Genomic DNA, 22,067 nt, shown 5'->3' on the forward strand with positions numbered 1-22,067 from the left:
GGGCGGGCCGGGCGGGCCGGTGGCGCGGCCCGCCCGGCCCGTGGAGGGGTGGCGGTGGTGCTCCCGGGCGGGAGCGGGGGTCACTTCCCGGCGACGGCGGAGGCGAGGATCGGCGTCAGCTTCTCGACGACCCAGGGGGCGCTGAGGGCGTCCGGGTAGGCGACGGCGGAGGAGAGGGTGTTCTCCGAGGGGATGACCGCGTAGTGCTTGCCCTTGACCACCTTGAGGGACTGGAACAGCTTGTTGGTCTCCAGCTCCTTGGCGCTGAGCAGGCCGTTGTCGCCGAAGGGGTAGGTCATGAGGAGGACGTCGGCCTCCAGCTCGTCCAGGTTCTCCAGGCTGACGGCGTTCTTGTCGGCCTTGTAGCTCTTGGCCTTGGCCGTCTTCTCGAAGCCGAGCTGTTCGAAGACGCCCGGGTCCTGGTCGGCGTAGGACATGAAGGTGATCTGCTCGGGGTGGACGACCGCGTAGGTGTACGTCTTGCCCTTGAACTCGGGGTGCGCGGCGGCCGCGTCGGCGGTGGCCTTCTCGTTGGCGGCGATGACCTTCTCGGCCTCGGCGGTCATGCCGAGCGCCTTGGCGGCGGTCTTGAGGCGCTCCTGCCAGGTGAGGGTGTCGGAGTGCGCCTTGTCGGTGAAGGTGACGACGGGGGCGATCGGCGCGAGCTTGGCGTAGTCGGTCTCCATCGACCAGGTGTTCATGCCGAGGATGACGTCCGGCTGTTCGGCGGCGATGGCCTCGTAGTCGGTGCCGTCGGTGTCGTCGTACGTCTTGAGCTTGCCGACGCCGAGCTTGGTGATGGCGCGCTGCTTGTACTCGGGGACGGGGCCGCCGTCCTCGGCGTCGGGGGTGATGACGGGGACGAGGCCGAGGGCGAGGGCGATGTCGGTGTCGCCGTCGGAGACGGTGGCGACCTTGAGCGGCTTCTTCTCGACCTCCGTCTTGCCCCAGGCGTTGGGGAGCGTGACCGGGAAGGCGGCCTCGGCGGCGCCGGTGCTCGCGCCGCCGGACGGCTTCTCGCCGCCCTTGTCGTCCGTGCCGCCGCAGCCGGCGAGGAGGACGGCGCACGCGGCGGCGAGCAGGGTGCGGGCGGCGGAGCGCCGTACGGGAAGGCGGTTCATGGTCTGTTCTCCTGCGGGTGGTGACGGCGGCCGAGGGGGAAAATCTGCGGCCTGGCGGTGTAGGGGTGGGGTACGACGACGCACTTGAGGCCGAAGACGTCGGCCACGGTCCGTTCGTCGAGGACCTCTTCGGGCGGGCCCTGCCGGATGATCCGGCCGTCGCGCAGGGCGACGATCGTCGAGGCGTACAGGGCCGCCTGGTTGAGGTCGTGGGAGACGAGCACGATGGTCTTGCCCGTCTGTTCGTTGAGGTCGGCGAGGAGGTCCATGACCTCGATCTGGTGCGCGACGTCCAGGTAGGTGGTGGGTTCGTCGAGCAGCAGGGTGGGGGTGTCCTGGGCGAGGGCGAGGGCGATCCACACGCGCTGGCGCTGGCCGCCGGAGAGCTGGTCGACGGGGCGGTCGACGAGCTCGGCGGTGCCGGTGGCCTTGAGCGCCTCGGCGATGATCACGTCCTCGTGCTCGTCGCGGCGCCGGCCGAACTGGCGGTGCGGGTGGCGGCCGCGCCAGACCAGGTCCCCGACGGTGATGCTCTCGGGGGCGACCGGAGACTGCGGCAGGACGCCGAGCCTGCGCGCCACCTCGCGGGTGGGCAGGCGGTGGATGTCGGCGCCCTCGAGGAGGACCGATCCGGCGGCCAGGGGCAGCAGTCGGGCGATGGACTTGAGGAGCGTGGACTTGCCGCAGGCGTTGGGGCCGACGAGGGCGGTGATCCGGCCCTTCTCGATCCGCAGGGACAGGTCCTCGATGACGGGCGTCTTCCCGTACCCGGCACTGATGCCGCGGGCTTCGAGCTGGTGGGGCGCGGTGGCCTCGGGGCTCTCGGTCTGCGGGGTCACGGTGTGTGTCACGAGGCTCCCTGCCTGCGTCGAAGGATCAGCCAGACGAAGTAGGGGGCGCCGAGCAGCGCGGTGAGGACGCCGGTGGGCACCGGGCTGACCAGGGGGGCGTGCTGGGCGAGGACGTCGGCGCCGAGCACGATGACGGCGCCGATGCCCGGGGCGAGGAGGGTGGAGCGTTCGGTGCCCACCAGGCGCACGGCGATGGGTCCGCTGACCAGGGAGACGAAGCCGATGGGGCCGACGACGCTGGTGGCGAGGGCCGCGGCGGCGGCGCCGAGGAGCAGGACGCCGACGCGGGAAGCGGTCACCCGGGTGCCGAGGCCGGAGGCGAACTCGTCGCCCAGGGTGAGGGTGGCGAGGGGGCGGCCGATGAAGAGCGCGGCGAGCGCGCAGGCGCCGAAGCCGACGGCGAGGGTGGTGACGCCGTCCCAGTCGGCGGCGCTGGTGCTGCCGACCGTCCAGCGCATGGCGATGGCGATGGTCTGCTGGTTCGCCACGGTGAACAGGTAGTTGGTGTAGGCGGTGCAGACCGCGCTGAGCCCGATGCCGACGAGGACGAGGCGGTACGTGTCGATCCCGCCGCGCCAGCTGAGCGCCTGGACGGCGGCGACGAGGACGAACGAGCCGATGACGGCGGCGACCGGGACGCCGAGGGTGAAGGCGGCGGGGGCGTAGAGCAGGGCGGTCGCGGCTCCGGCGCCGGCTCCGGCGGAGATGCCGACGATGTCGGGGGTGGCGAGCGGGTTGCGGATCAGCCGCTGGTAGAGCGATCCGGCGAGGCCGAAGAGGGCTCCGGAGAGGAGCGCGGAGAGCGCCCTCGGCATCCGCAGCTGGAAGATCATGTAGTCGGCGAGTCCGTCCCTCATGCCGAGGGCGGCGGGAAGGACGTCGGCGGGGTCGAGCCGGCCGATGCCGCCGAGCAGGACGGAGGCGGCGGTGAGTCCGAGCAGCGCGACGACGAGCACGGCGGCGGTCACGGCGGCGCGGCGGTCGCGGACGCGGCGGCCGGAGCGCAGGTGCGCGACGACGGCGGGCGTGGTCGGGGAGTCCGGCCGCGGGGACCGGGTGTCGAGAGCGGTCATCACATCCGCACCAGGTCGCGGCGGCGGGCCAGCCAGACGAAGAAGGGGGTGCCGACGACGGCCGTCATGAGTCCCACCTGGACCTCGCCGTGGTCGAGGACCAGCCGGCCGGCCGTGTCGGCGCCGGTGAGGAGGACGGCGCCGGCGGCCATGGAGACCGGCAGGGACCAGCGGTGGTCCGGTCCGACGAGGAGCCGGGCGCAGTGCGCGGCGACCAGTCCGACGAAGGCGACGGGGCCGACGGCGGCGGTGGCGGCGGCGCAGAGCAGGACGGCGACGGCCGCGGCGGTGAGGCGGGCCCGTTCGACCCGGACGCCGAGGGCGCGGGCGGTCTCGTCGCCGAGGCCGAGGATGTTGAGGGTGCGGCCCAGCGGCAGGGCGAGGAGCAGGCCCACGATCACGAAGGGCATGACCTGGCTCAGGACCTCGGCGCGGCCGGTGAGCTGGCCGACCGACCAGAAGCGGAGGTGGGCGAAGGCCTCCTTGTCGCGGACGACGAGGAGGGTGATGAGGGAGGACATCACGGCCGCGAGGGCGACGCCCGCGAGGACGAGGCCGACGGCCGAACTTCCGGCGTCGGTACGGGTCCCGATGAGGTAGACAAGGGTGGCGGCCACGGAGGAGCCGAGGAGGGCGAGCCAGAAGTAGCCGCCGGCGTCGGTGACGCCGAGGAACATGATGCCGAGGACGACGAACATCGAGGCGCCCTGTTCGACGCCGAGGATGCCCGGGTCCGCGAGGGGGTTGGCGGTGAGCGCCTGCATGATCAGACCGGAGGCGCCGAGCGCCGCGCCGACCGCGAGGCCGAGGAAGGTGCGGGGGATGCGTTCGGTCCACAGGACGTGGGTGTCGAACGCCTGCTCCCCGGGGTGGAGCAGGATGTGGACGACCTCGCCGGGCGGGAGGGGGCGGGCGCCGAGTCCGATGCCCGCGACGAGGGTCGCGGCGACCGCGAGGACGGCGAGGACGGCGACGGCCGTCCCCCGTGAGGCCCGGGTGCGGACCGGGTGGATGTCCGGGGGATGTTCCGGTTCCGGACCCTTTACCACCGGTCTGGGCGGTTGTGTCATGTGTCGTCCTTGTTCTCACCACTCGTACAGCAACTTAGGTTACCCTTGCCTAACCTTCGGGGATCCCACTCGGAGGTCGACCGATCACACCGAGGGGTCGGCGTCCGGCCGGCCCCCGCACCCGGGGGGGTGGCCTCATGGCCGACCACAGGACACGGACGCCGGACGAGGTCCGCATCACCGCGACGGGACACCCGACGCACACGCACGACTTCCACCAGCTCCTGTACGCCCCGCTGGGGCGGATCACCGTCACCACGCCGGACGGCGAGCACGCGCTCTCCTCGCCCGTGGCCCTGTGGCTGCCGGCGGGGACCCCGCACAGCGCCCGCTTCGACCCCGAATCGCTGGTCCTGGCCGAGCCGTTCGACCCGGTCGCGCACCCGCTGCCGTTCGCCCGGGCCACCGCGGTCCGCCTCGACGGCGACGCCCATCGGCGGCTGCTGGCCCGGACGCGCGGGGACGGCGAGGAGGACGGGCGGGCGGGGCTGTTCGCCGCCCTGACCCGCACCGGGACCGGCCACGCCGCCCGGCTGCCGCTGCCGCACCCGACCGGCGAGGCGACCCGCGCCGTCGCCGGGGCCCTGCTCCGGCGGCCCGACGATCCGCGCACCGCGACGGAGTGGGCCGAGAGCCTCTACGTGAGTTCGACCAGCCTGCGCCGGGCCTTCCGCACCGAGACCGGACTGGCCTTCTCCGAGTGGCGGACCCGGGCCCGCCTCAACCACTCGCTCGACCTGCTGACCCGGGGCCAGCAGGTCGGCACGGTCGCCGCCCGGGTCGGATTCACCAGCGCCAACGGCTACATCATGGCGTTCCGGAGGCACTTCGGACGGACGCCCGGCGCCTGGACCAGGGAGCACACGGGGCGCTCCGCGCGGTGAGCGGAGCCCCTCCGGGCGCCCCGCGCGCCCGAAGGGCGGCCGTCGGGAGGCGACTTGACAGCCACCGCGACCCAGGCAATCTTAGGTAAGCCTTACCTAATACGCCCAGCTCCTGGGCGCCCCACCGACCCGAACCCACGGCTCCCGCACCCCGCCCGCCGGGCGGGCCCCGGGGCCGTACCGGCGCGAGGAGAGACCCATGACCGCGACCAACCCCTTCGAGGACGACGACGCCCGCTACTACGTGCTCGTCAACGCCGAGAACCAGCACTCGCTCTGGCCCGTCTTCGCCGAGGTGCCGGACGGCTGGACCGTGGTGCACGGCGAGGACTCCCGGCAGGGCTGCGCGGCGTACACCGAGGAGCACTGGACGGACCTGCGCCCGGCGAGCCTCGCCGCCCGCCCCTGACGCCCCCGGGGAGGGAGCGTTCCCGGCCGGCCGGGAGCGCTCCGCGTCACCCCAGGACGCGGACCAGGATCCGGGAGCCGCGCGCGGGGTCGAGCGAGGCCCGCCACCCGGGCGGCGCCTCCTCCTCGCCGCCCGCGGCGAACCCGTGCCGCAGGAACAGCAGCGCGCCGCCGGTGGTCGCCGCGAAGATCCGGACGGCGCCGCGCGCCCCGGCCTCCCGGAGGGCGGCGGCGAGCAGCGCGGAGCCCACGCCCCGGCCCTGACTCCCGGACGCCACGCAGAAGTTGTAGAGCACGGCCGCCCCGCGCCCTCGCGCGTCGGTCCGGCCGCAGACCCCCACGCAGCCCACCGGTTCCCCGCCCTCGCTCTCGGCTACCAGGAAGTCCCGCGCACCGCGCGCCAGTTCGGCGAGGGAGCGGTCGCGCAGGGCCCCTTCGCGCACGAACGGCCGGGACAGCCGGTGGACCGCTTCGGCGTCCCCGCTCCCGGCGGCCCGGACGGCGACGACGGGGAGCGGGGGGAGCTCCGGGCGGGGCAGCACAGGGTTCAACTTCTTCTCGCTCTCGGGTGACTGACGACTCGGCGGACCACCGCGGGACCACGGCGGCCGTTTGACTGCACGATAGTAAGTTAGGTAAGCCTTACCTAAGTAATCTTGATCCATCGGACGGGAAAGCAGAGGCACCCCCATGGCCGACACGGCCGGATCGCAGACCTTCGCCCTGGAGCGGCTCGTCCGCGACGTCGCCGGCGTGCTCTACGTCGAGCCCGGCGAGATCGACCCCGACGAGAGCCTGATCGACCAGGGCCTGGACTCGATCCGGCTGATGTCGCTGGTCGAGACCTGGCGCGCCGACGGCGCCGAGACCGGTTTCGTCGAACTCGCCGAACACCCCACCCTCCGGGAGTGGGCCGCCCTCCTCGGGCGGCCGTCGGGAGCGCCCCGTGCGCGCGGCTGACCTCCTCGTCGACATCGGCCCGCTGCGGACCAGCCGCGACTTCCGGGCGGTCTTCCTCGCCCGGATCGTGTCCCTCTTCGGCCTCGGCATGGCCACCGTCGCCCTGTCCAAGCAGGTCTACGACCTGACGGGGACCACCTTCGGCGTCGCCGTCTCCGGCATGATCATGAGCGTCACCGTGCTGGCGGGTTCCCTCTGGGGCGGCTGGGCCGCGGACCGCATGGACCGGCGGAAGCTGATCCTGTGGGCGCGCGCCTCCGCCGCCCTCGCCTTCGCCGGCCTGGCGGTCAACGCCTTCACGCCCGAGCCGAGCCTGTGGGCGGTCTACCTGTGCGTCGCGTGGGACGGACTCGCCACCGGGGTGAGCGTCACCGCCCTGATGGCCGTCGCCCCCACCCTGGTCCGCCCCGACCAACTCCCCGCCGCCGGCGCCCTGATCTCCCTCACCGGCGAGATCGGCTCGGTCGCCGCCCCCTTCCTCGGCGGCATCCTGCTCGCCCTCTCCGGCCCCGGACCGGTCTTCGCCCTCACCGCCGCCACCACCGCCGTCACCACCCTGCTCCTCCTCCGCCTCCGGCCGCTGCCGCCCGTCGGCGACGACGGGGACGAGGACGACACGGACGGCGACGGGGACAGGGACACGGGGTCGCCGCTCGCGGCCTTCCGGTTCGCCGTGCGCGACCGCGTCGTCGGCGGCCTCCTCGTCCTCGGCGGGATCAACGCCCTGTTCAACATGCCGGTCGTACTCTTCCCCGAACTGGTCGACAAGCGGTTCGGCGGCGGCGAGGTCATGCTCGGCCTGCTGTACACCGCCCCGGCCGTCGGCGCGATCCTCGTCTCCGCCACCAGCGGCTGGATCACCCGCGCCGCCCGCCCCGGACGCCTGCTGCTCACCGCCGCCTTCGTCGGCGGCCTGGCCATCGTCGGCTTCGGCCTCAGCGGCAGCGCCGCCGTCGCCTTCGCCGCGCTGGCCCTGGGCGGCGCCGCCGGGACGGTGTACGAGATCCTCGAATACGCCCTCGTCCAGCACGGCACCCCGGACCGGCTGCGCGGCCGCATGGTGAGCGTCCTCACCGCCCAGGGAACCACCGGAGACATCGTCGGCGACGTCGAAGTCGCCCTGGTCGCACGGTGGTTCAACCCGGCCGGTGCCGCCGTCGTGAACGGCGTGGTGTGCGCGGCGGCCGCCGTGGTCGTGGCCGTCACCGTCCCCGGCCTGCGCGGGGCGACCCTCCCCCGCGAGAAGGAGGAGGAGGCCGGGCCCGACGGCCCGCCCGGTGACCCCGCCCCGGCCCCCTCCCCCGCCGAAGAAGCCCCGCGGGCCGCCGCCGGCTGATCCCGGCCCGGCGGAAGACACCCCCCTCCCGTCCCTCCCGTCCCGTCCCGCGTCCGGCCCCGAGCCGCCGCGGATGACCCCTGGAGCAAGACCCATGACCGAGCGTGCCCTGCGACGCCTCGCCCTGACCGGGGCCCAGACCGGTGTCTGGTACGGCCAGCGGCTCGACCCCGACTCCCCGGTCTACAACGTCGGCCAGTACGTCGCCGTCGACGGCGCGCTCGACCCGGACCTCTTCGCGACGGCCCTGCGCCGCGTCGTCGGGGAGTGCGAGGCCCTCACCGTCCGCTTCGGGGAGGACGAGGACGGGCAGCCCTTCCAGCTCCTCGCCGACACTCCCCCGGACGGCCCCGTCGTCACCGTCGTCGACCACCTCGGCGCGGCCGATCCGGAAGCCGCCGCGCTCGCCGCGATGCGCGCCGACATGGCCGCGCCCGCCGACCCGGCCACCGCCCCGCTGTTCGGCTTCGCCCTGCACCGGGTCGCCCCGGACCGCACGCTCTGGTACCAGCGCGTCCACCACATCGCGCTCGACGCCTACGGCTTCTCCCTGCTGTCCCGCCGCACCGCCGAGGTCTACACGGCGCTCGCGCGCGGCGAGGAGCCCGCTCCCTCGCCGTTCGGCCCGCTGTCGGCCGTGGTCGAGGAGGAGGCCGCCCACCGGGACGGCGAGCGGTACGCCGCCGACCGCGCCTACTGGCGGGACCGGCTCGCGGACCTGGGCGACCACGAGCCGCTGTCCGGCGCCTCCTTCCCGGCCGCGCCCGGATTCCTGCGCACCGGGGCCGCCCTCACGCCCGAGGCGACCGCCGGGGTGTTCGCGCTGGCCCGCGCCGCGAAGGCGACCTGGGCGGACGTGGTGACGGCCGCCTTCGCCGCCTTCCTGCACCGCTCCACCGGCGACCGGGACGTGGTGCTGTCGCTGCCCGCGATGGCCCGTCTGGGTTCGGCCGCCCTCGCCGTCCCGGCGATGGTGGTCAACGTGCTGCCGCTGCGCGTCGCGGTCCGCCCGGACCTCCCCCTGGGCGAGCTGGTCGCCGAGGTCGCCGCAGGCGTCCGCGACCTGCGCCGCCACCAGCGCCACCGCGCCGAGGACATCCGCCGCGACCTCGGGCTCGTCGGCCGCGACCGGGGCCCGCTGGGACCGATGGTCAACGTCAAGGCGTTCGACAACGCCCTCGACTTCGCCGGAGCCCCCGGCACCGTGCACAACGTGGCCGCCGGGCCGGTCGACGACCTCACCCTGGCCGTCCGCCACGACACCCCCACCGGCCGCATCGTCCTCGAACTCGACGGCAACCCGCGCGCCTACGACGAATCCGAACTGGAGGCGCGCGGCGCCGAGTTCGTCCACTTCCTCACCGAGGCCGCCGCCCTGGGACCGGACGCCCCGGTGGGCCGCCCCGACCTCCTCGACGCCGCCGCCCTGCGCGGGCTCGCGGAACGGGCCGCCGCGGCCTCCGGCGAGCCCGCGCCCGGCACCGTCGTGGAGGGCTTCGCCGCCCGGGTGCGGGAGAACCCCGGGGCCGTCGCGCTCGTCGCGGGCGGCGAGGAGCTCACGTACGCGGAACTCGACGCCCGCGTCGACCGGCTGGCCCGGCTGCTCGCCGCGCACGGCGTCGGCCCCGAGCGGTTCGCCGGTCTCGCCCTGCCGCGCGGCCCCGAGCTGATCGTCGCCCTGCTCGCCGTCCTCAGGACGGGCGGCGCCTATCTGCCGCTCGACCTCGAATACCCGGCCGAGCGGCTGGAGTTCATGGTCGAGGACGCCCGCCCGGTCTGCGTCCTGACCACCCTGGCCGCCGCGCCCGACGCCCCCGACGTGCCCGGCACCGAGACCCTCGTCCTGGACTCCCCCGACGTCCTGGCCGCCCTCGCGGACCCCGCCGCCCCGACGGCCGGACCGCTGCCGGTCCCGGACGGCGCGCACCCGGCGTACGTCATCCACACCTCGGGCTCCACCGGCCGCCCCAAGGGCGTGGTGATCCCGCACTCCGCGCTCGCCACCTTCCTGCGCACGCAGGCCCGCGAGCTGGCCATGGGTCCCGGCGACCGGCTCGTCGCCGTCACCACGGTCTCCTTCGACATCGCCGCCCTGGAGATCCACGTCCCGCTGATCAGCGGCGCGGCGGTCGTCCTCGCGGGCCGCGACACCGTCCGCGACCCGGCGGCGCTCGCCGCCCTGGTCGAGGCCCACCGGCCGGCCGTCATGCAGGCGACGCCGTCGCTGTGGCACGCCCTGCTGGAGGAGGGGGCCCCGCGCGCCCTGGCCGGCACCCGGGTCCTCGTCGGCGGCGAGGCGCTGCCCGCCGCCCTCGCCGAGCGCCTCGCCCGCACGGCCTCCTCGGTCACCAACGTGTACGGGCCGACCGAGGCGACCGTCTGGGCCACCTCCGCCGGCCTCGCCCCCGACCACACCGGCACCCCGGACATCGGCCTGCCGTTCCCGAACACCCGGGCCCACGTCCTCGACTCCGCGCTGCGCCCCGTCCCGCACGGCCGCCCCGGCGAGCTGTACCTGGCGGGCGACCAGCTGGCGCGCGGCTACCTGGGCCGCCCCGCACTGACCGCCGAGCGGTTCACCGCCGACCCGTACGGCCCGCCCGGCTCCCGCATGTACCGCACCGGCGACCTGGTGCGCCGCCGCCCCGACGGCGTCCTCGACTTCCTGGGCCGCGCCGACGACCAGGTGAAGGTGCGCGGCTTCCGCATCGAACCCGGCGAGATCGAGACCGTCCTGACGGACCGTCCGGAGGTGGACCGGGCCGTGGTCGTGGTCCGCGAGGACGTCCCCGGCTCCCCGCTCCTGGTCGGGTACGTGACCGGCGCGGCCGGCTCCGCCCCGGACCCGGCCGGGCTGCGCGCGGCGGCGGGCGAGCGGCTGCCCGCGCACATGGTGCCGTCGGCGGTGGTGGTCCTGGACGCCTTCCCGCTCACCGCGAACGGCAAGGTGGACCGGCGCGCGCTGCCCGCCCCCGACCTGGCCGGGGCCGCCGCGACCGCGGGCCGGACCCCGCGCGACGCCCGCGAGGAGATCGTCGCGGGGGTGTACGCGGACGTCCTGGAGCTGGCCTCGGCCGGCCCCGCCGACGACTTCTTCGACCTCGGCGGGCATTCGCTGCTCGCCGCCCGGGTCGCCGCCCGGCTGCGCACCGCGCTGGGCGCCGACTGCGGCGTGCGGGACGTCTTCGAGGCCAGGACGCCGGCGGCCCTGGCCGAGCGGCTGGCCGCCCGCGCCGCGCCGGCCGCCCGCCCGCCGCTCACCGCCGGGGAGCGGCCCGAGGTCCTTCCGCTGTCCGACGCGCAGCACCGCCTCTGGTTCCTGCACCAGCTCGAAGGCCCCAGCGCCACGTACAACATCCCGTTCGTGGCCCGGTTCGGCACGCTCCTGGACCCGGCGGCCCTGGACGCGGCCCTCGGGGACGTGGTGGCCCGGCACGAGGCGCTGCGCACGGTCTTCGCGGAGCGCGACGGCGCGCCGTACCAGCGGATCCTGGCCCCGGCCGACGCCGGGGTGCGGCTGCGCGTGGAGGAGACCTCCCCGGACCGTGTCGACGCGGCCGTGGCGGCGGCCCTCGGCCACCTCTTCGACCTGTCGGCCGAGGCCCCGGTCCGGGTCACCCTGGTCCGCGACGCCGAGCGCGGCGCCGACGCCCTGGTGGTGCTGCTGCACCACATCGCGAGCGACGAGTGGTCGATGGGCCCGTTCCTGCACGGCCTGGAGCACGCCTACGCGGCCCGGCTCCGGGGCGAGGCGCCCGATTTCGCCCCGCTGCCGGTGCAGTACGCCGACTACGCGCTCTGGCAGCGCGCCGCCCTCGGCGACCCGGCGGACCCCGGGTCCCCGGCCGCCCGGCAGGCCGCCTTCTGGCGGGAGGCGCTCGCCGGGCTGCCCGCCGAGCTGCCCCTCCCCACCGACCGGCCCCGGCCCGCCGCGCCCGACCACGCGGGCGGCATGGTGCACCGCGAGGTGCCCGCCGCCCTCGCCACCGGTGTCCGCCGCCTGGCGCGCACGTCCGGCACCAGCGTCTTCATGGTCGTGCACGCGGCCGTCGCCGCCCTGCTGCACCGGCTCGGCGGGGGCGACGACATCCCGCTCGGCAGCCCGGTCGCGGGCCGCTCCGATCCGGCCCTGGACGGTCTCGTCGGCTTCTTCGTGAACACGGTGGTGCTGCGCGCCGACCTGTCCGGCGATCCGTCGTTCGCCGCCCTCCTGGAGCGGGTGCGCGGCGCCGACCTGGCCGCGCTCGACCACGCCGACCTGCCGTTCGACGCGGTGGTGGAGGCGGTCGCCCCGGAGCGTTCCCTCACCCGGCACCCGGTCTTCCAGACCATGGTGTCGCACAGCACCGTCACCCAGGACGTGCGCGCCCTGTTCGGCCTGGACGCGGCCGTGGACCGCACCGATCCGGGCGTCACCAAGTTCGACCTCGACATCACCTTCTCCGACAGCGCCCACGGCGACGCGCTGGACCTGGAGCTCTTCTACGCGTCCGCCCTCTTCGACCGGGCCACGGCCGACGCGCTCGCCGACCGGCTCCTCCGCCTCCTGGACCGGGCCGTCGCCGCCCCGGACCTCCCGGTCTCCGCGTACGAGCTGTGCTCCGACGAGGAGCGGGCGCTCCTGGAGCGGTGGAACGACACCGCCGTGGACCACCCGGGCACCACCGGCACCGACCGCCCCGGCGCGACCGTCGTGGAGATCCTGGCCGAGCGCGCCCGGCAGACCCCGGACGCCACCGCCCTGGTCTGCGGCGACCTGAGCCTCACCTTCGCCGAGCTGGACGACCGGGTCACCCGGCTCGCGCTGCTGCTCGCCGGGGAGGGCGTCGGGCCGGACGCGGTCGTGGCGCTCGCCGTGCCCCGCTCGGCCGACTCGGTCGTCGCCGCCTTCGCCGTCCTCAAGGCCGGCGGCGCCTACCTGCCGCTCGACCTGGACCACCCGGAGGAGCGGCTGGCGTACATGCTGGCCGACGCCGCCCCCGTCCTCGTCGTCACCACCCGGGCCGTGGCCGGGCGGGTGCCGGACGCGACCGGTGCGCCCCGGCTGGTCCTGGACGATCCGGCGGTACGGGACCGGCGGGCGGCCGCCCGGGGCACGATGCTCCGCGCGCCGGGCCCGGACGACCTGGCGTACGTCGTCTACACCTCGGGTTCCACCGGCCGTCCCAAGGGCGTGGGCCTGCCCCACGCCGGTCTGACGAACCTGTACCGGGACCACGAGCGGCGGCTCCACCGCCCGGTCGCGGACCGGCTCGGGCGGCGCGTGCGGGCCCTGCACACCGCCTCGTTCTCCTTCGACTCCTCGTGGGAGCAGCTCCTGTGGCTGATCGCGGGGCACGAGCTGCACGTCCTCGACGAGTACGGGCGGCGCGACGCGGACGCGGTCGTCGCGCACGTGCGGGAGGCGCGGATCGACGCGCTCGACGTCACCCCGTCGTACGGCCGCCACCTGATCGACGCGGGCCTCCTCACCGGCGGCCACCGGCCCCCGCTGCTGCTGCTCGGCGGCGAGGCCGTGCCGCCCGCGCTGTGGACGGAGCTGCGCGCGGTCCCCGGTGTGGAGACCGTCAACTACTACGGTCCCACCGAGTTCACGGTGGACGCCCTGGTCGCCCGGGTCACCAACTGCGCGACCCCGGTGGTGGGCCGGCCGCTCGACAACACCCGGGCGCACGTCCTGGACGCCCGGCTGCGGCCGGTGCCGCCGGGCGTGCCCGGCGAGCTGTACCTGGCGGGCGACCAGAACGCCCGTGGCTACCTGGGCCGTCCGGCGCTCACCGCCGAGCGGTTCGTAGCCGACCCGTACGGCCCGCCCGGCTCCCGCATGTACCGCACCGGCGACCTGGCGCGCCACCGCCCCGACGGCCTGATCGAGTTCCTGGGCCGCGCCGACGACCAGGTGAAGATCCGCGGCTTCCGGATCGAACCCGGCGAGATCGAGAGCGAACTGACGGCCTGTGAGGGGGTGACGTCGGCGGCCGTCCTGGTCCGCGAGGACGTCCCGGGGATACCGCGCCTGGTGGCGTACGTGACCGGCGGCGCCGACCCGGACGCGGTGCGCCGCGCGGTCGCGGCCCGGCTGCCGGAGTACATGGTCCCGGCGGCGGTCGTCGCCCTGGACGCGCTGCCGGTGAACGTCAACGGCAAGCTGGACCGGGCCGCCCTGCCCGCGCCCGCCGTGACGGCCGCCGCGCCGTCCCGCGCCCCGCGCGGCGAGACGGAGGAGCGGCTCGCGGGGGCGTTCGCGGAGGTGCTGGGCCTGGCGTCGATCGGCGCCGAGGACGACTTCTTCGCGCTCGGCGGGCACTCGCTGCTCGCGACGCGCCTGGTGGCCCGGGTGCGGGCGGCGGGCCGCGCCTGCTCGGTGCGGGACGTCTTCGAGGCGCGGACGGTCGCGGCGCTCGCGGCCCGGCTCGCGGAGCGCACCGCCTCCGGGCGGCCCGCCCTCGCCCCCGCCGCCGTGCGGCCCGAGCGACTGCCGCTGTCGCACGCCCAGCGTCGCCTGTGGTTCCAGTACGGCATGGACGGCGCGAGCTCCACCTACACCGTCCCGCTGGCCCTGCGGCTGCGGGAACGGCCCGACGCCGACGCCCTGCGCGCCGCGTTCGACGACCTGACGGCCCGTCACGAGGTGCTGCGGACCGTATACGTGGAGGCCGACGGCGAGCCGTACCAGCGGGTCCTGGCGCCCGGCGAGGCCCGGGTGCCGTTCGCGGTCCGCGAAGTGGCTCCCGAGGCGCTCGCGGACGCGGTGGAGGCGGCGATCGCGGAGCCTCTGGGCCTGGAGGACGAACTCCCGCTCCACGTCACCCTGTTCGAAACGCCCGACGGCGAGCACGTGCTCGTGGTGCTGCTGCACCACATCGCGACCGACGAGTGGTCCGCCGGACCGCTCCTGACCGACCTGGACACCGCCTACACCGCGCGTCTCGCGGGCCGGTCCCCGGACTTCCCCGAACTCCCCGTCCAGTACGCCGACTACGCCCTCTGGCAGGACGGACTCCTCGGTGACGCGGCGGACCCGTCCTCCCTCGCCGCCCGCCAGTCCGCCTTCTGGCGCGACGCCCTCGCGGGGCTGCCGGAGGAGCTGGCACTGCCCGCCGACCGGCCCCGGCCCGCCGCCCCGACCCACCGGGGCGACACCGTCACCACCGCGCTCCCGGGGCGGCTGGTCGCCCGCCTCGACCGGCTGGCGGCGGACTCCGGCGCGACCATGTTCATGGTGGTGCACGCGGCCGTCGCGGCCCTGCTCCACCGGCTCGGCGCCGGGGACGACATCCCCCTCGGCACCCCGGTCGCGGGCCGCTCCGACCCGGCCCTGGACGGTCTCGTCGGCTTCTTCGTGAACACGGCCGTCCTGCGCACCGACCTGTCCGGCGACCCGTCCTTCACCGAACTGCTCGGCCGCGCCCGCACGGCGGGACTCGCGGCCCTCGACCACGCCGACCTACCCTTCGACGCCGTCGTGGAGGCGGTCGCGCCGGTCCGTTCGCTCGCCCGCCACCCGCTGTTCCAGACGATGGTGGCGTACGAGGGCGGCGGCCCGGACCTCTCCCGGCTGCTCGGCACCGACGCCACCGAGTTCCCGGTGCGGGGCGGGGCCGCCAAGTTCGACCTGGAGATCCTGTTCCGGCGCACGCGGGACGCGGACGGCACCGGGATGACCTGCGGCGTGCGGTACGCGACGGACCTCTTCGACCGTGCGGGCGCCGAGCGCCTGACGGAGCGGCTCGTCCTGTTCCTGGACGCCGTGGCGACCGCGCCCGACGCTCCCGTGTCCTCGGCCGCTCTGATGGACGGGGACGAGCGGCGCCGGGTCCTGGAGGAGTGGAACGCGACCGGCCGTGTCGTGGACGGCCCCCGGACCCTCGCGGACCTGGTGGCGACGGGTGCCGAAAAGGCCGAGGGCCCGGCCCTGGTCTTCGAGGGCGAGGAGTTGTCCCGTACCGAGTTCGACGCGCGGGTCAACCGCCTCGCCCGGCTCCTCATCGGCCGGGGCGTCGGACCCGAGTCGGTCGTGGCCGTGGCCCTGCCCCGCTCGCTCGGCCTACTGATCGCCGTCCACGCCGTGGTCCGGGCCGGCGGCGCCTACCTGCCGCTCGACCCCACCCTGCCCGCCGACCGCCTCACCCACATGACGGACACCGCGCGTCCGGTGTGCGTCCTGACGGACCTGCCGTCGCTCGGCACGCTGCCGGCCGGTGCGGTGACCGGGCCGGTCGCCCTGGACGCGCCCGAGGTGCGCGCGGAGCTGGCCGCTCTCGCGGACACCGGGATCACGGACGCGGACCGGTGCTCCCCCCTGCTGCCGCGCCACCCGGCGTACGTGATCTTCACCTCCGGCTCCACCGGCCGCCCCAAGGGCGTCATGGTCGAGCACGAGGCCATCGTCAACCGCCTGGCCTGGATGGAGGGCACCTACCGGCTGACCCCGGCCGACCGGGTCCTCCAGAAGACCCCGACCACGTTCGACGTCTCCGTCTGGGAACTGTTCTGGCCGCTCGCCCAGGGCGTGCCGCTGGTCATCGCGCGGCCCGACGGCCACAAGGACCCCGAACACCTCGCGGAGGTGATCCGCGAACAGCGCGTCAGCGTGCTGCACTTCGTGCCGTCGATGCTCGCCGCGTTCCTGGACTCGGCGACGGTGGCGGACTGCCCGAGCCTGCGGCTGGTCGTGTGCAGCGGCGAGGCCCTGCCGACCGACCTCGTGGACCGGTTCCACGCCTCCGCCGGAGACCGGACGGTCACCCTGGAGAACCTGTACGGCCCCACCGAAGCCGCCGTCGACGTCACCGCCGCCACCGCCCTCCCCGGCGCCACCACGGCTTCCGCCTCCCTCGGCTCCCCGGTCTGGAACACCCGCGTCCACGTCCTGGACGGGCGCCTCCAGCCCGTCCCGGTCGGCGTGCCCGGCGAGCTGTACCTCGCCGGAGTCCAGCTCGCCCGCGGCTACCTCTCCCGACCCGACCTGACGGCGGAACGATTCGTCGCGGACCCGTACGGTCCGGCCGGCTCCCGCATGTACCGCACGGGCGACCTCGTCGTCCGGCACGCGGACGGCCGGATCCAGTACCTCGGCCGCACCGACGACCAGGTCAAGCTGCGCGGACTGCGCATCGAACTCGGCGAGATCGACGCGGTCCTGGCGTCCGCCCCCGGCGTGGCGCACGCGGTGACGCTGGTCCGCGAGGACCGGCCCGGCGTGCAGCGGCTGGTGGGGTACGTCGTCGGCACCGGTGACGGGCCGGTCCCCGTGGACGCGGTGCGCGCCCACGCGGCCTCCCGCCTGCCGGAGTACATGGTCCCGGCCGTACTCGTGGAGATCCCGGCCGTGCCGCTCTCCCCCAACGGCAAGCTCGACCGCCGCGCCCTGCCCGCACCGCCGGACGCCGTCGCCGGGCCCTCGCGGGCGCCGAGGGACGCCCGGGAGGAGATCCTGCTCGGGATCGTCTCGGCCGTGCTCGGTCTGGAGACGGCCGGTGTCGAGGACGACTTCTTCGACCTCGGCGGGCATTCCCTGCTCGCGGCCCGCGCGGCGGGCCGGATGCGGTCCGCGCTCGGCGTGGAGTGCTCGGTGCGGGACGTCTTCGAGGCGCGGACGGTCGCGGCGCTCGCGGCCCGGCTCGCGGAGCGCACCGCCTCCGGGCGGCCCGCCCTCGCCCCCGCCGTGCGGCCCGAGCGGCTGCCGCTGTCGTACGCCCAGCGTCGCCTGTGGCTCTTCGACAGCGTGCGGGGGCCGGGGACCGCGTACAACGTGCCCTTCGCGGTCCGGCTCGACGGGCCCGTGGACGCGGAGGCCGTGCGGGCCGCCGTGGCGGACGTGGTGGCGCGGCACGAGGTGCTGCGGACCGTGTTCGCGGAGGCGGACGGCGAGCCGTACCAGCGGGTCCTGGCGCCCGGCGAGGCCCGGGTGCCGTTCGCGGCGCGCCGCGTGCGCGCCGGCGAGCTGGCCGCCGAGGCGGAGGCCGCCTCCCGGCACGTCTTCGACCTGGCCCGGGAGATTCCGGTACGGGTGACGCTGCTCAGCGCTTCCGACGAGGAGCACGTCCTCGTGGTGCTGCTGCACCACATCGCGACCGACGAGTGGTCCACCGGGCCGCTCCTCACCGATCTCGACACCGCCTACGGCGCCCGCGCCGCCGGACGGGCCCCGGAGTTCCCCGAACTCCCCGTCCAGTACGCCGACTACGCCCTGTGGCAGTACGAACTCCTGGGTGACGCGGCGGAGTCGGATTCTCCGGCGGCGCGCCAGACCGCTTACTGGCGGGAGGCCCTGGCCGGACTCCCGGAGGAACTGGGCCTCTTCACCGACACCCCGCGCCCGGTGACGCCGACGCACGGCGGTGACGTGGTCCCGTTCGCCGTCTCCGCCGCGACGGGTGCCGGGCTCGCCCGGATCGCCCGCACCTCCGGCGCGACGATGTTCATGGTGGTGCACGCGGCCGTCGCGGCCCTGCTGCACCGGCTCGGCGCCGGGGACGACATCCCCCTCGGCACCCCGGTCTCCGGGCGCGGCGACGAGCGGCTCGACGGGCTCGTGGGCTTCTTCCTGAACACGCTCGTGCTGCGCGCGGACCTGTCGGGCGAGCCGACGTTCACCGAACTCGTCGGCCGGGTGCGGGACATCGGGCTCGCGGGCTTCGCCCACGCCGACCTGCCGCTGGAGGCGGTGGCGGAGGCGGTGGGCGCGGCCCGCTCGCAGGCCCGCAACCCGCTGTTCCAGGCGATGGTGACGTACCACTCGGTGTCCACCGAGGTGTCCTCGCTCTTCGGGGTCGCGGCCCGTGAACTGCCGGTGGAGATCGGCGGGTCGAAGGTCGACCTGGAGTTCGCGTTCGGCGGCTCGGAGGACGACGGGCGGATCGAGGGCGGTCTGCGGTACGCGACCGACCTCTTCGGCCGGGCGGGCGCCGAGCGGCTCGTGGAGCGGCTCGGCCGCCTCCTGGACGCCGTGGCGGCCGACCCGGGCACCCCGGTCTCCGCCCTGGAGCTGATGGACGGGGACGAGCGGCACGCCCTGGAGGGGTGGAACGCGACCGGGCGTGTGGTCGACGGTCCCCGGACCCTCGCGGACCTGGTGGCGGCGGGCGCGGCGAAGGCCGAGGGTCCGGCGCTCATCTTCGAGGACGAGGAGCTGTCCCGTACCGAGTTCGACGCGCGGGTCAACCGCCTCGCCCGACTGCTGATCGGCCGGGGCGTCGGCCCCGAGTCGGTCGTGGCCGTGGCCCTCCCTCGCTCGCTCGACCTCCTCGTCGCGATCCACGCCGTGGTCCGCGCCGGCGGCGCCTACCTGCCGCTCGACCCCACCCTGCCCGCCGACCGCCTCACCCACATGTGCGCGACGGCCCGGCCCGTCGCCGTCCTCACCGACACGGCCTCGGCACCGGACCTCCCGGCGGGGCTCACGGCGGAGCGGATCGTGCTCGACTCGGCCGCCGTGGCGGCGGAGTGGGCGGGCGCGGACGCGCACGCGGTGACGGACGCGGACCGGCGGGCGCCGCTCCTGCCGCGCCACCCGGCGTACGTGATCTTCACCTCCGGCTCCACCGGCCGCCCCAAGGGCGTCATGGTCGAGCACGAGGCCATCGTCAACCGCCTCCAGTGGATGCAGGGCGCGTACGGGCTCACGCCCGCCGACCGGGTCCTCCAGAAGACCCCGACCACCTTCGACGTCTCCGTCTGGGAACTCTTCTGGCCCCTCGCCCAGGGCGTGCCGCTCGTCGTCGCCCGGCCCGACGGGCACCGGGACCCGGAGTACCTGGCCGAGGTGATCCGTGAGCGGCGCGTCAGCGTGCTGCACTTCGTGCCGTCGATGCTGGCCGCGTTCGTCGCGGACACAGAGGTCGCGGACTGCCCGAGCCTGCGGCTCGTGGTGTGCAGCGGCGAGGCCCTGCCGACCGACCTGGTGAACCGGTTCCACACCTCCGCCGGAGACCGGACAGTCACCCTGGAGAACCTGTACGGCCCCACCGAAGCAGCCGTCGACGTCACCGCCGCCACCGCCCTCCCCGGCGCGACGGCAGCCTCGGCCTCCCTCGGCTCCCCCGTGTGGAACACCCGCGTCCACGTCCTGGACCACCGGCTGCGGCCGGTCCCGGTCGGCGTCCCCGGCGAGCTGTACCTCGCGGGCGTCCAGCTCGCCCGCGGCTACCTCTCCCGACCCGACCTGACGGCGGAACGATTCGTCGCGGACCCGTACGGTCCGGCCGGCTCCCGCATGTACCGCACCGGCGACCTCGTCGTCCGGCACGACGACGGACGGCTCCAGTACCTCGGCCGCACCGACGACCAGGTCAAACTCCGCGGACTGCGCATCGAGCTGGGCGAGATCGACGCGGTGCTCTCCGGGGCGCCCGGGGTGGCCCGCGCCGTCTCGGTGGTCCGCGAGGACCGGCCGGGCGTGCGCAGGCTCGTCGGCTACGCCGTCCCGGCGGGCGGCGGACCGCTCGACGCGGACGCGCTGCGGGCGCACGCGGCGGCGCGACTCCCGGAGTACATGGTCCCGGCCGTGATCCTGGAGATCCCGGCCGTCCCCCTCTCCCCCAACGGCAAGCTCGACCGCCGCGCCCTGCCCGCACCGCCGGAGGCCCGTCCGGCGGCGGGTCCCGAGGCCGCCGCCGAGACCCCGGCGGTGCTGCTGGCACGGCTGATGGCCGAGGTCCTCGGGCTGCCCGCCGTGGGGCCCGACGACAACTTCTTCGAGCTGGGCGGCGACAGCATCGTCTCCATCCGGTACGTCAGCCTGGCCCGCAAGGCCGGGTTCACGCTGACGGCCCGCCAGGTGTTCCAGCACCCGACGCCGGCCGGTCTGGCCGCCGTCGCCGCGCCCGCCGCCCCGGCGGGCAGGGCCCCGGAGCGGCCGGCCGAGCGGGCGACGGGCCCGCTGGTCCTGCCGCCGGTGGCGCACTGGTTCGCGGCGCGCGGCGGCCCGTACCGCCGGTTCTGCCAGGCCCGTCTGGTGCTGCTGCCCGCGGGGGTGCGGCACGCGGACCTGGAGGCGGCGCTCCAGGCGGTGCTGGACGGGCACGACGGGCTGCGGCAGGTGCTGACCGTGGCCCGGCCCGGGGTGTGGAGCGCCGAGGTCGCCCCGGTGGGTTCGCTGACGGCCGCGTCGGTGCTGCGGACGGTGGACGCCGCCGGGCTCGGCGCCGGGGCCCTGCGGGAGCTGGTCGCCCGCGAGTCGGACCGGGCGGCGGACGAACTGGACCCGGAGTCCGGGCGGACCGTGCGGGCCGTGCGCTTCGACGCCGGTCCCGGCGCGCCGGGCAGGCTGCTGCTGGTCGCCCACCACCTGGTGGTGGACGAGGTGTCGTGGCAGATCCTGCTGCCGGACCTGCGGGCCGCGTGCGAGGCGGCGGCGGAGGGGCGGACGCCCGTCCTCGACGCCGTGCCGACGGCGCTGCGCACCTGGACGGCGGGACTGCTCGCCGAGGCGCAGAGCGCGCGCAGGACCGCCGAGCTGGGGCGGTGGCTGGCCGAGTCCGCGACCGGCGGGCGGCTCCTGACGGACCGTGCGCTCGATCCCGTACGGGACACGGTGGCGACCGCGCGGCGGCTGACCGTGCGGCTCTCCGCCGCGCGCACCGAACCGCTCCTGACGGCCGTGCCGCAGGCGTTCCACGGCACGGTCAACGACACGCTGCTCACCGCGCTCGCGCTCGCCGCGGGCGACTGGGCGGCCCGGCGGGGGAAGCCGGCGAACGGCCTGACCGTGGAGCTGGAGGGCCACGGCCGGGAGCAGGACCTCGTGCCGGGCGCCGACCTGACCCGTACGGTCGGCTGGCTGACCGGCGTGTATCCGCTGCGGCTCACCGCGGACTCCTACGACGCGCGTGCGGTCGTGGGCGGGACGCAGGACGCCGGGGCGGCCCTCAAGGAGATCAAGGAGCGGATCCGCGGGGTCCCGGACGGCGGCATCGGCGCCGGGCTGCTGCGGTACGCCAACGCCGCGACCGCCGGCCTGTTCGACCCGGCGGACCGCCCGGAGATCCTGTGGAACTACCTGGGGCGGCAGACCGCCGCCCGGCAGACCCCGTGGGGGCCCGCCGAGGAGTCCGGCGCGCTCGCCGTCGGCCCGGAGCCGGACGCCCCGCTCGCGTACCCCCTCCAGGTGGACGCGGAGGTGGAGCACGGCCCGGACGGGCCGGAGCTGACCGCCTCCTTCCTGTGGGCGGGCGACGCCCTCCCCCAGGACACGGTCGCGGCGCTCGCGGACGGCTGGACGGCCGCCCTCGACGCGCTCGCGGCCTGGGCGGCGGGCGGGGCCGGGGCCGGGCACACCCCGTCCGACCTCGACCTGCTCGACCTCGACCAGAACCAGATCACCATGCTCGAAGAAATGTGGAGGGCCCAGCAGTGACGCAG

At 75.7% G+C, this 22,067-nt stretch carries 10 protein-coding genes; 5 read left to right on the top strand and 5 right to left on the bottom strand.

The annotated features are described in order from the left end of the window. Positions 1-80 precede the first annotated feature (80 nt). Genes IE219_RS16885 through IE219_RS16900 form a run of 4 tightly spaced genes read right to left on the bottom strand, consistent with a single transcriptional unit; the run spans position 81 to position 4,115 of the window. Positions 81-1,121 carry an ABC transporter substrate-binding protein gene (locus IE219_RS16885; protein WP_189978148.1) on the bottom strand — a complete coding sequence of 347 codons (1,041 nt, stop codon included), beginning with the start codon at positions 1,119-1,121 and terminating at the stop codon, positions 81-83. Further along, positions 1,118-1,972: an ABC transporter ATP-binding protein gene (locus IE219_RS16890; RefSeq protein ID WP_229849810.1), complete on the bottom strand. Its 855-nt coding sequence runs from the start codon at positions 1,970-1,972 to the stop codon at positions 1,118-1,120. The genes IE219_RS16885 and IE219_RS16890 overlap by 4 nt, the downstream gene beginning before the upstream one ends. Continuing rightward, positions 1,969-3,045 (bottom strand): FecCD family ABC transporter permease, encoded by a 1,077-nt coding sequence (locus IE219_RS16895; protein ID WP_189978150.1) that lies wholly within the window; start codon positions 3,043-3,045, stop codon positions 1,969-1,971. Before IE219_RS16895 ends, IE219_RS16890 begins: the two co-directional genes overlap by 4 nt. Then, positions 3,045-4,115 carry a FecCD family ABC transporter permease gene (locus IE219_RS16900; RefSeq protein ID WP_189978151.1) on the bottom strand — a complete coding sequence of 357 codons (1,071 nt, stop codon included), beginning with the start codon at positions 4,113-4,115 and terminating at the stop codon, positions 3,045-3,047. Before IE219_RS16900 ends, IE219_RS16895 begins: the two co-directional genes overlap by 1 nt. 137 nt (positions 4,116-4,252) lie before the next feature. Here IE219_RS16900 and IE219_RS16905 point away from each other — a divergent pair, with 137 nt between their 5' ends. Continuing rightward, positions 4,253-4,999 carry a helix-turn-helix transcriptional regulator gene (locus IE219_RS16905; protein ID WP_189978153.1) on the top strand — a complete coding sequence of 249 codons (747 nt, stop codon included), beginning with the start codon at positions 4,253-4,255 and terminating at the stop codon, positions 4,997-4,999. Between the two features lie 199 nt (positions 5,000-5,198). After that, entirely contained in the window at positions 5,199-5,408 is a 210-nt protein-coding gene (locus IE219_RS16910; protein ID WP_189978156.1) for an MbtH family protein, read from the top strand. A gap of 46 nt (positions 5,409-5,454) precedes the next feature. On the opposite strand, the gene IE219_RS16915 is transcribed toward IE219_RS16910, so the two are convergent. Beyond that, complete coding sequence (locus IE219_RS16915; protein WP_229849811.1) at positions 5,455-5,949, bottom strand: GNAT family N-acetyltransferase; 495 nt, start codon at positions 5,947-5,949, stop codon at positions 5,455-5,457. Between the two features lie 148 nt (positions 5,950-6,097). Here IE219_RS16915 and IE219_RS16920 point away from each other — a divergent pair, with 148 nt between their 5' ends. From IE219_RS16920 to IE219_RS16930, 3 genes are all read left to right on the top strand, one after another. Further along, on the top strand, positions 6,098-6,367 hold the full coding sequence (locus IE219_RS16920) for a phosphopantetheine-binding protein (protein ID WP_189978158.1): 270 nt from the start codon (positions 6,098-6,100) through the stop codon (positions 6,365-6,367). Then, on the top strand, positions 6,354-7,703 hold the full coding sequence (entS, locus tag IE219_RS16925) for an enterobactin transporter EntS (RefSeq protein WP_189978160.1): 1,350 nt from the start codon (positions 6,354-6,356) through the stop codon (positions 7,701-7,703). Before IE219_RS16920 ends, entS begins: the two co-directional genes overlap by 14 nt. A gap of 94 nt (positions 7,704-7,797) precedes the next feature. Beyond that, positions 7,798-22,062 carry a non-ribosomal peptide synthetase gene (locus IE219_RS16930; RefSeq protein WP_189978161.1) on the top strand — a complete coding sequence of 4,755 codons (14,265 nt, stop codon included), beginning with the start codon at positions 7,798-7,800 and terminating at the stop codon, positions 22,060-22,062. Positions 22,063-22,067: the final 5 nt, after the last annotated feature.

The sequence above is a fragment of the Streptomyces termitum genome, from assembly GCF_014650175.1.
GTDB classification, from domain to species: Bacteria; Actinomycetota; Actinomycetes; order Streptomycetales; family Streptomycetaceae; genus Streptomyces; species Streptomyces termitum.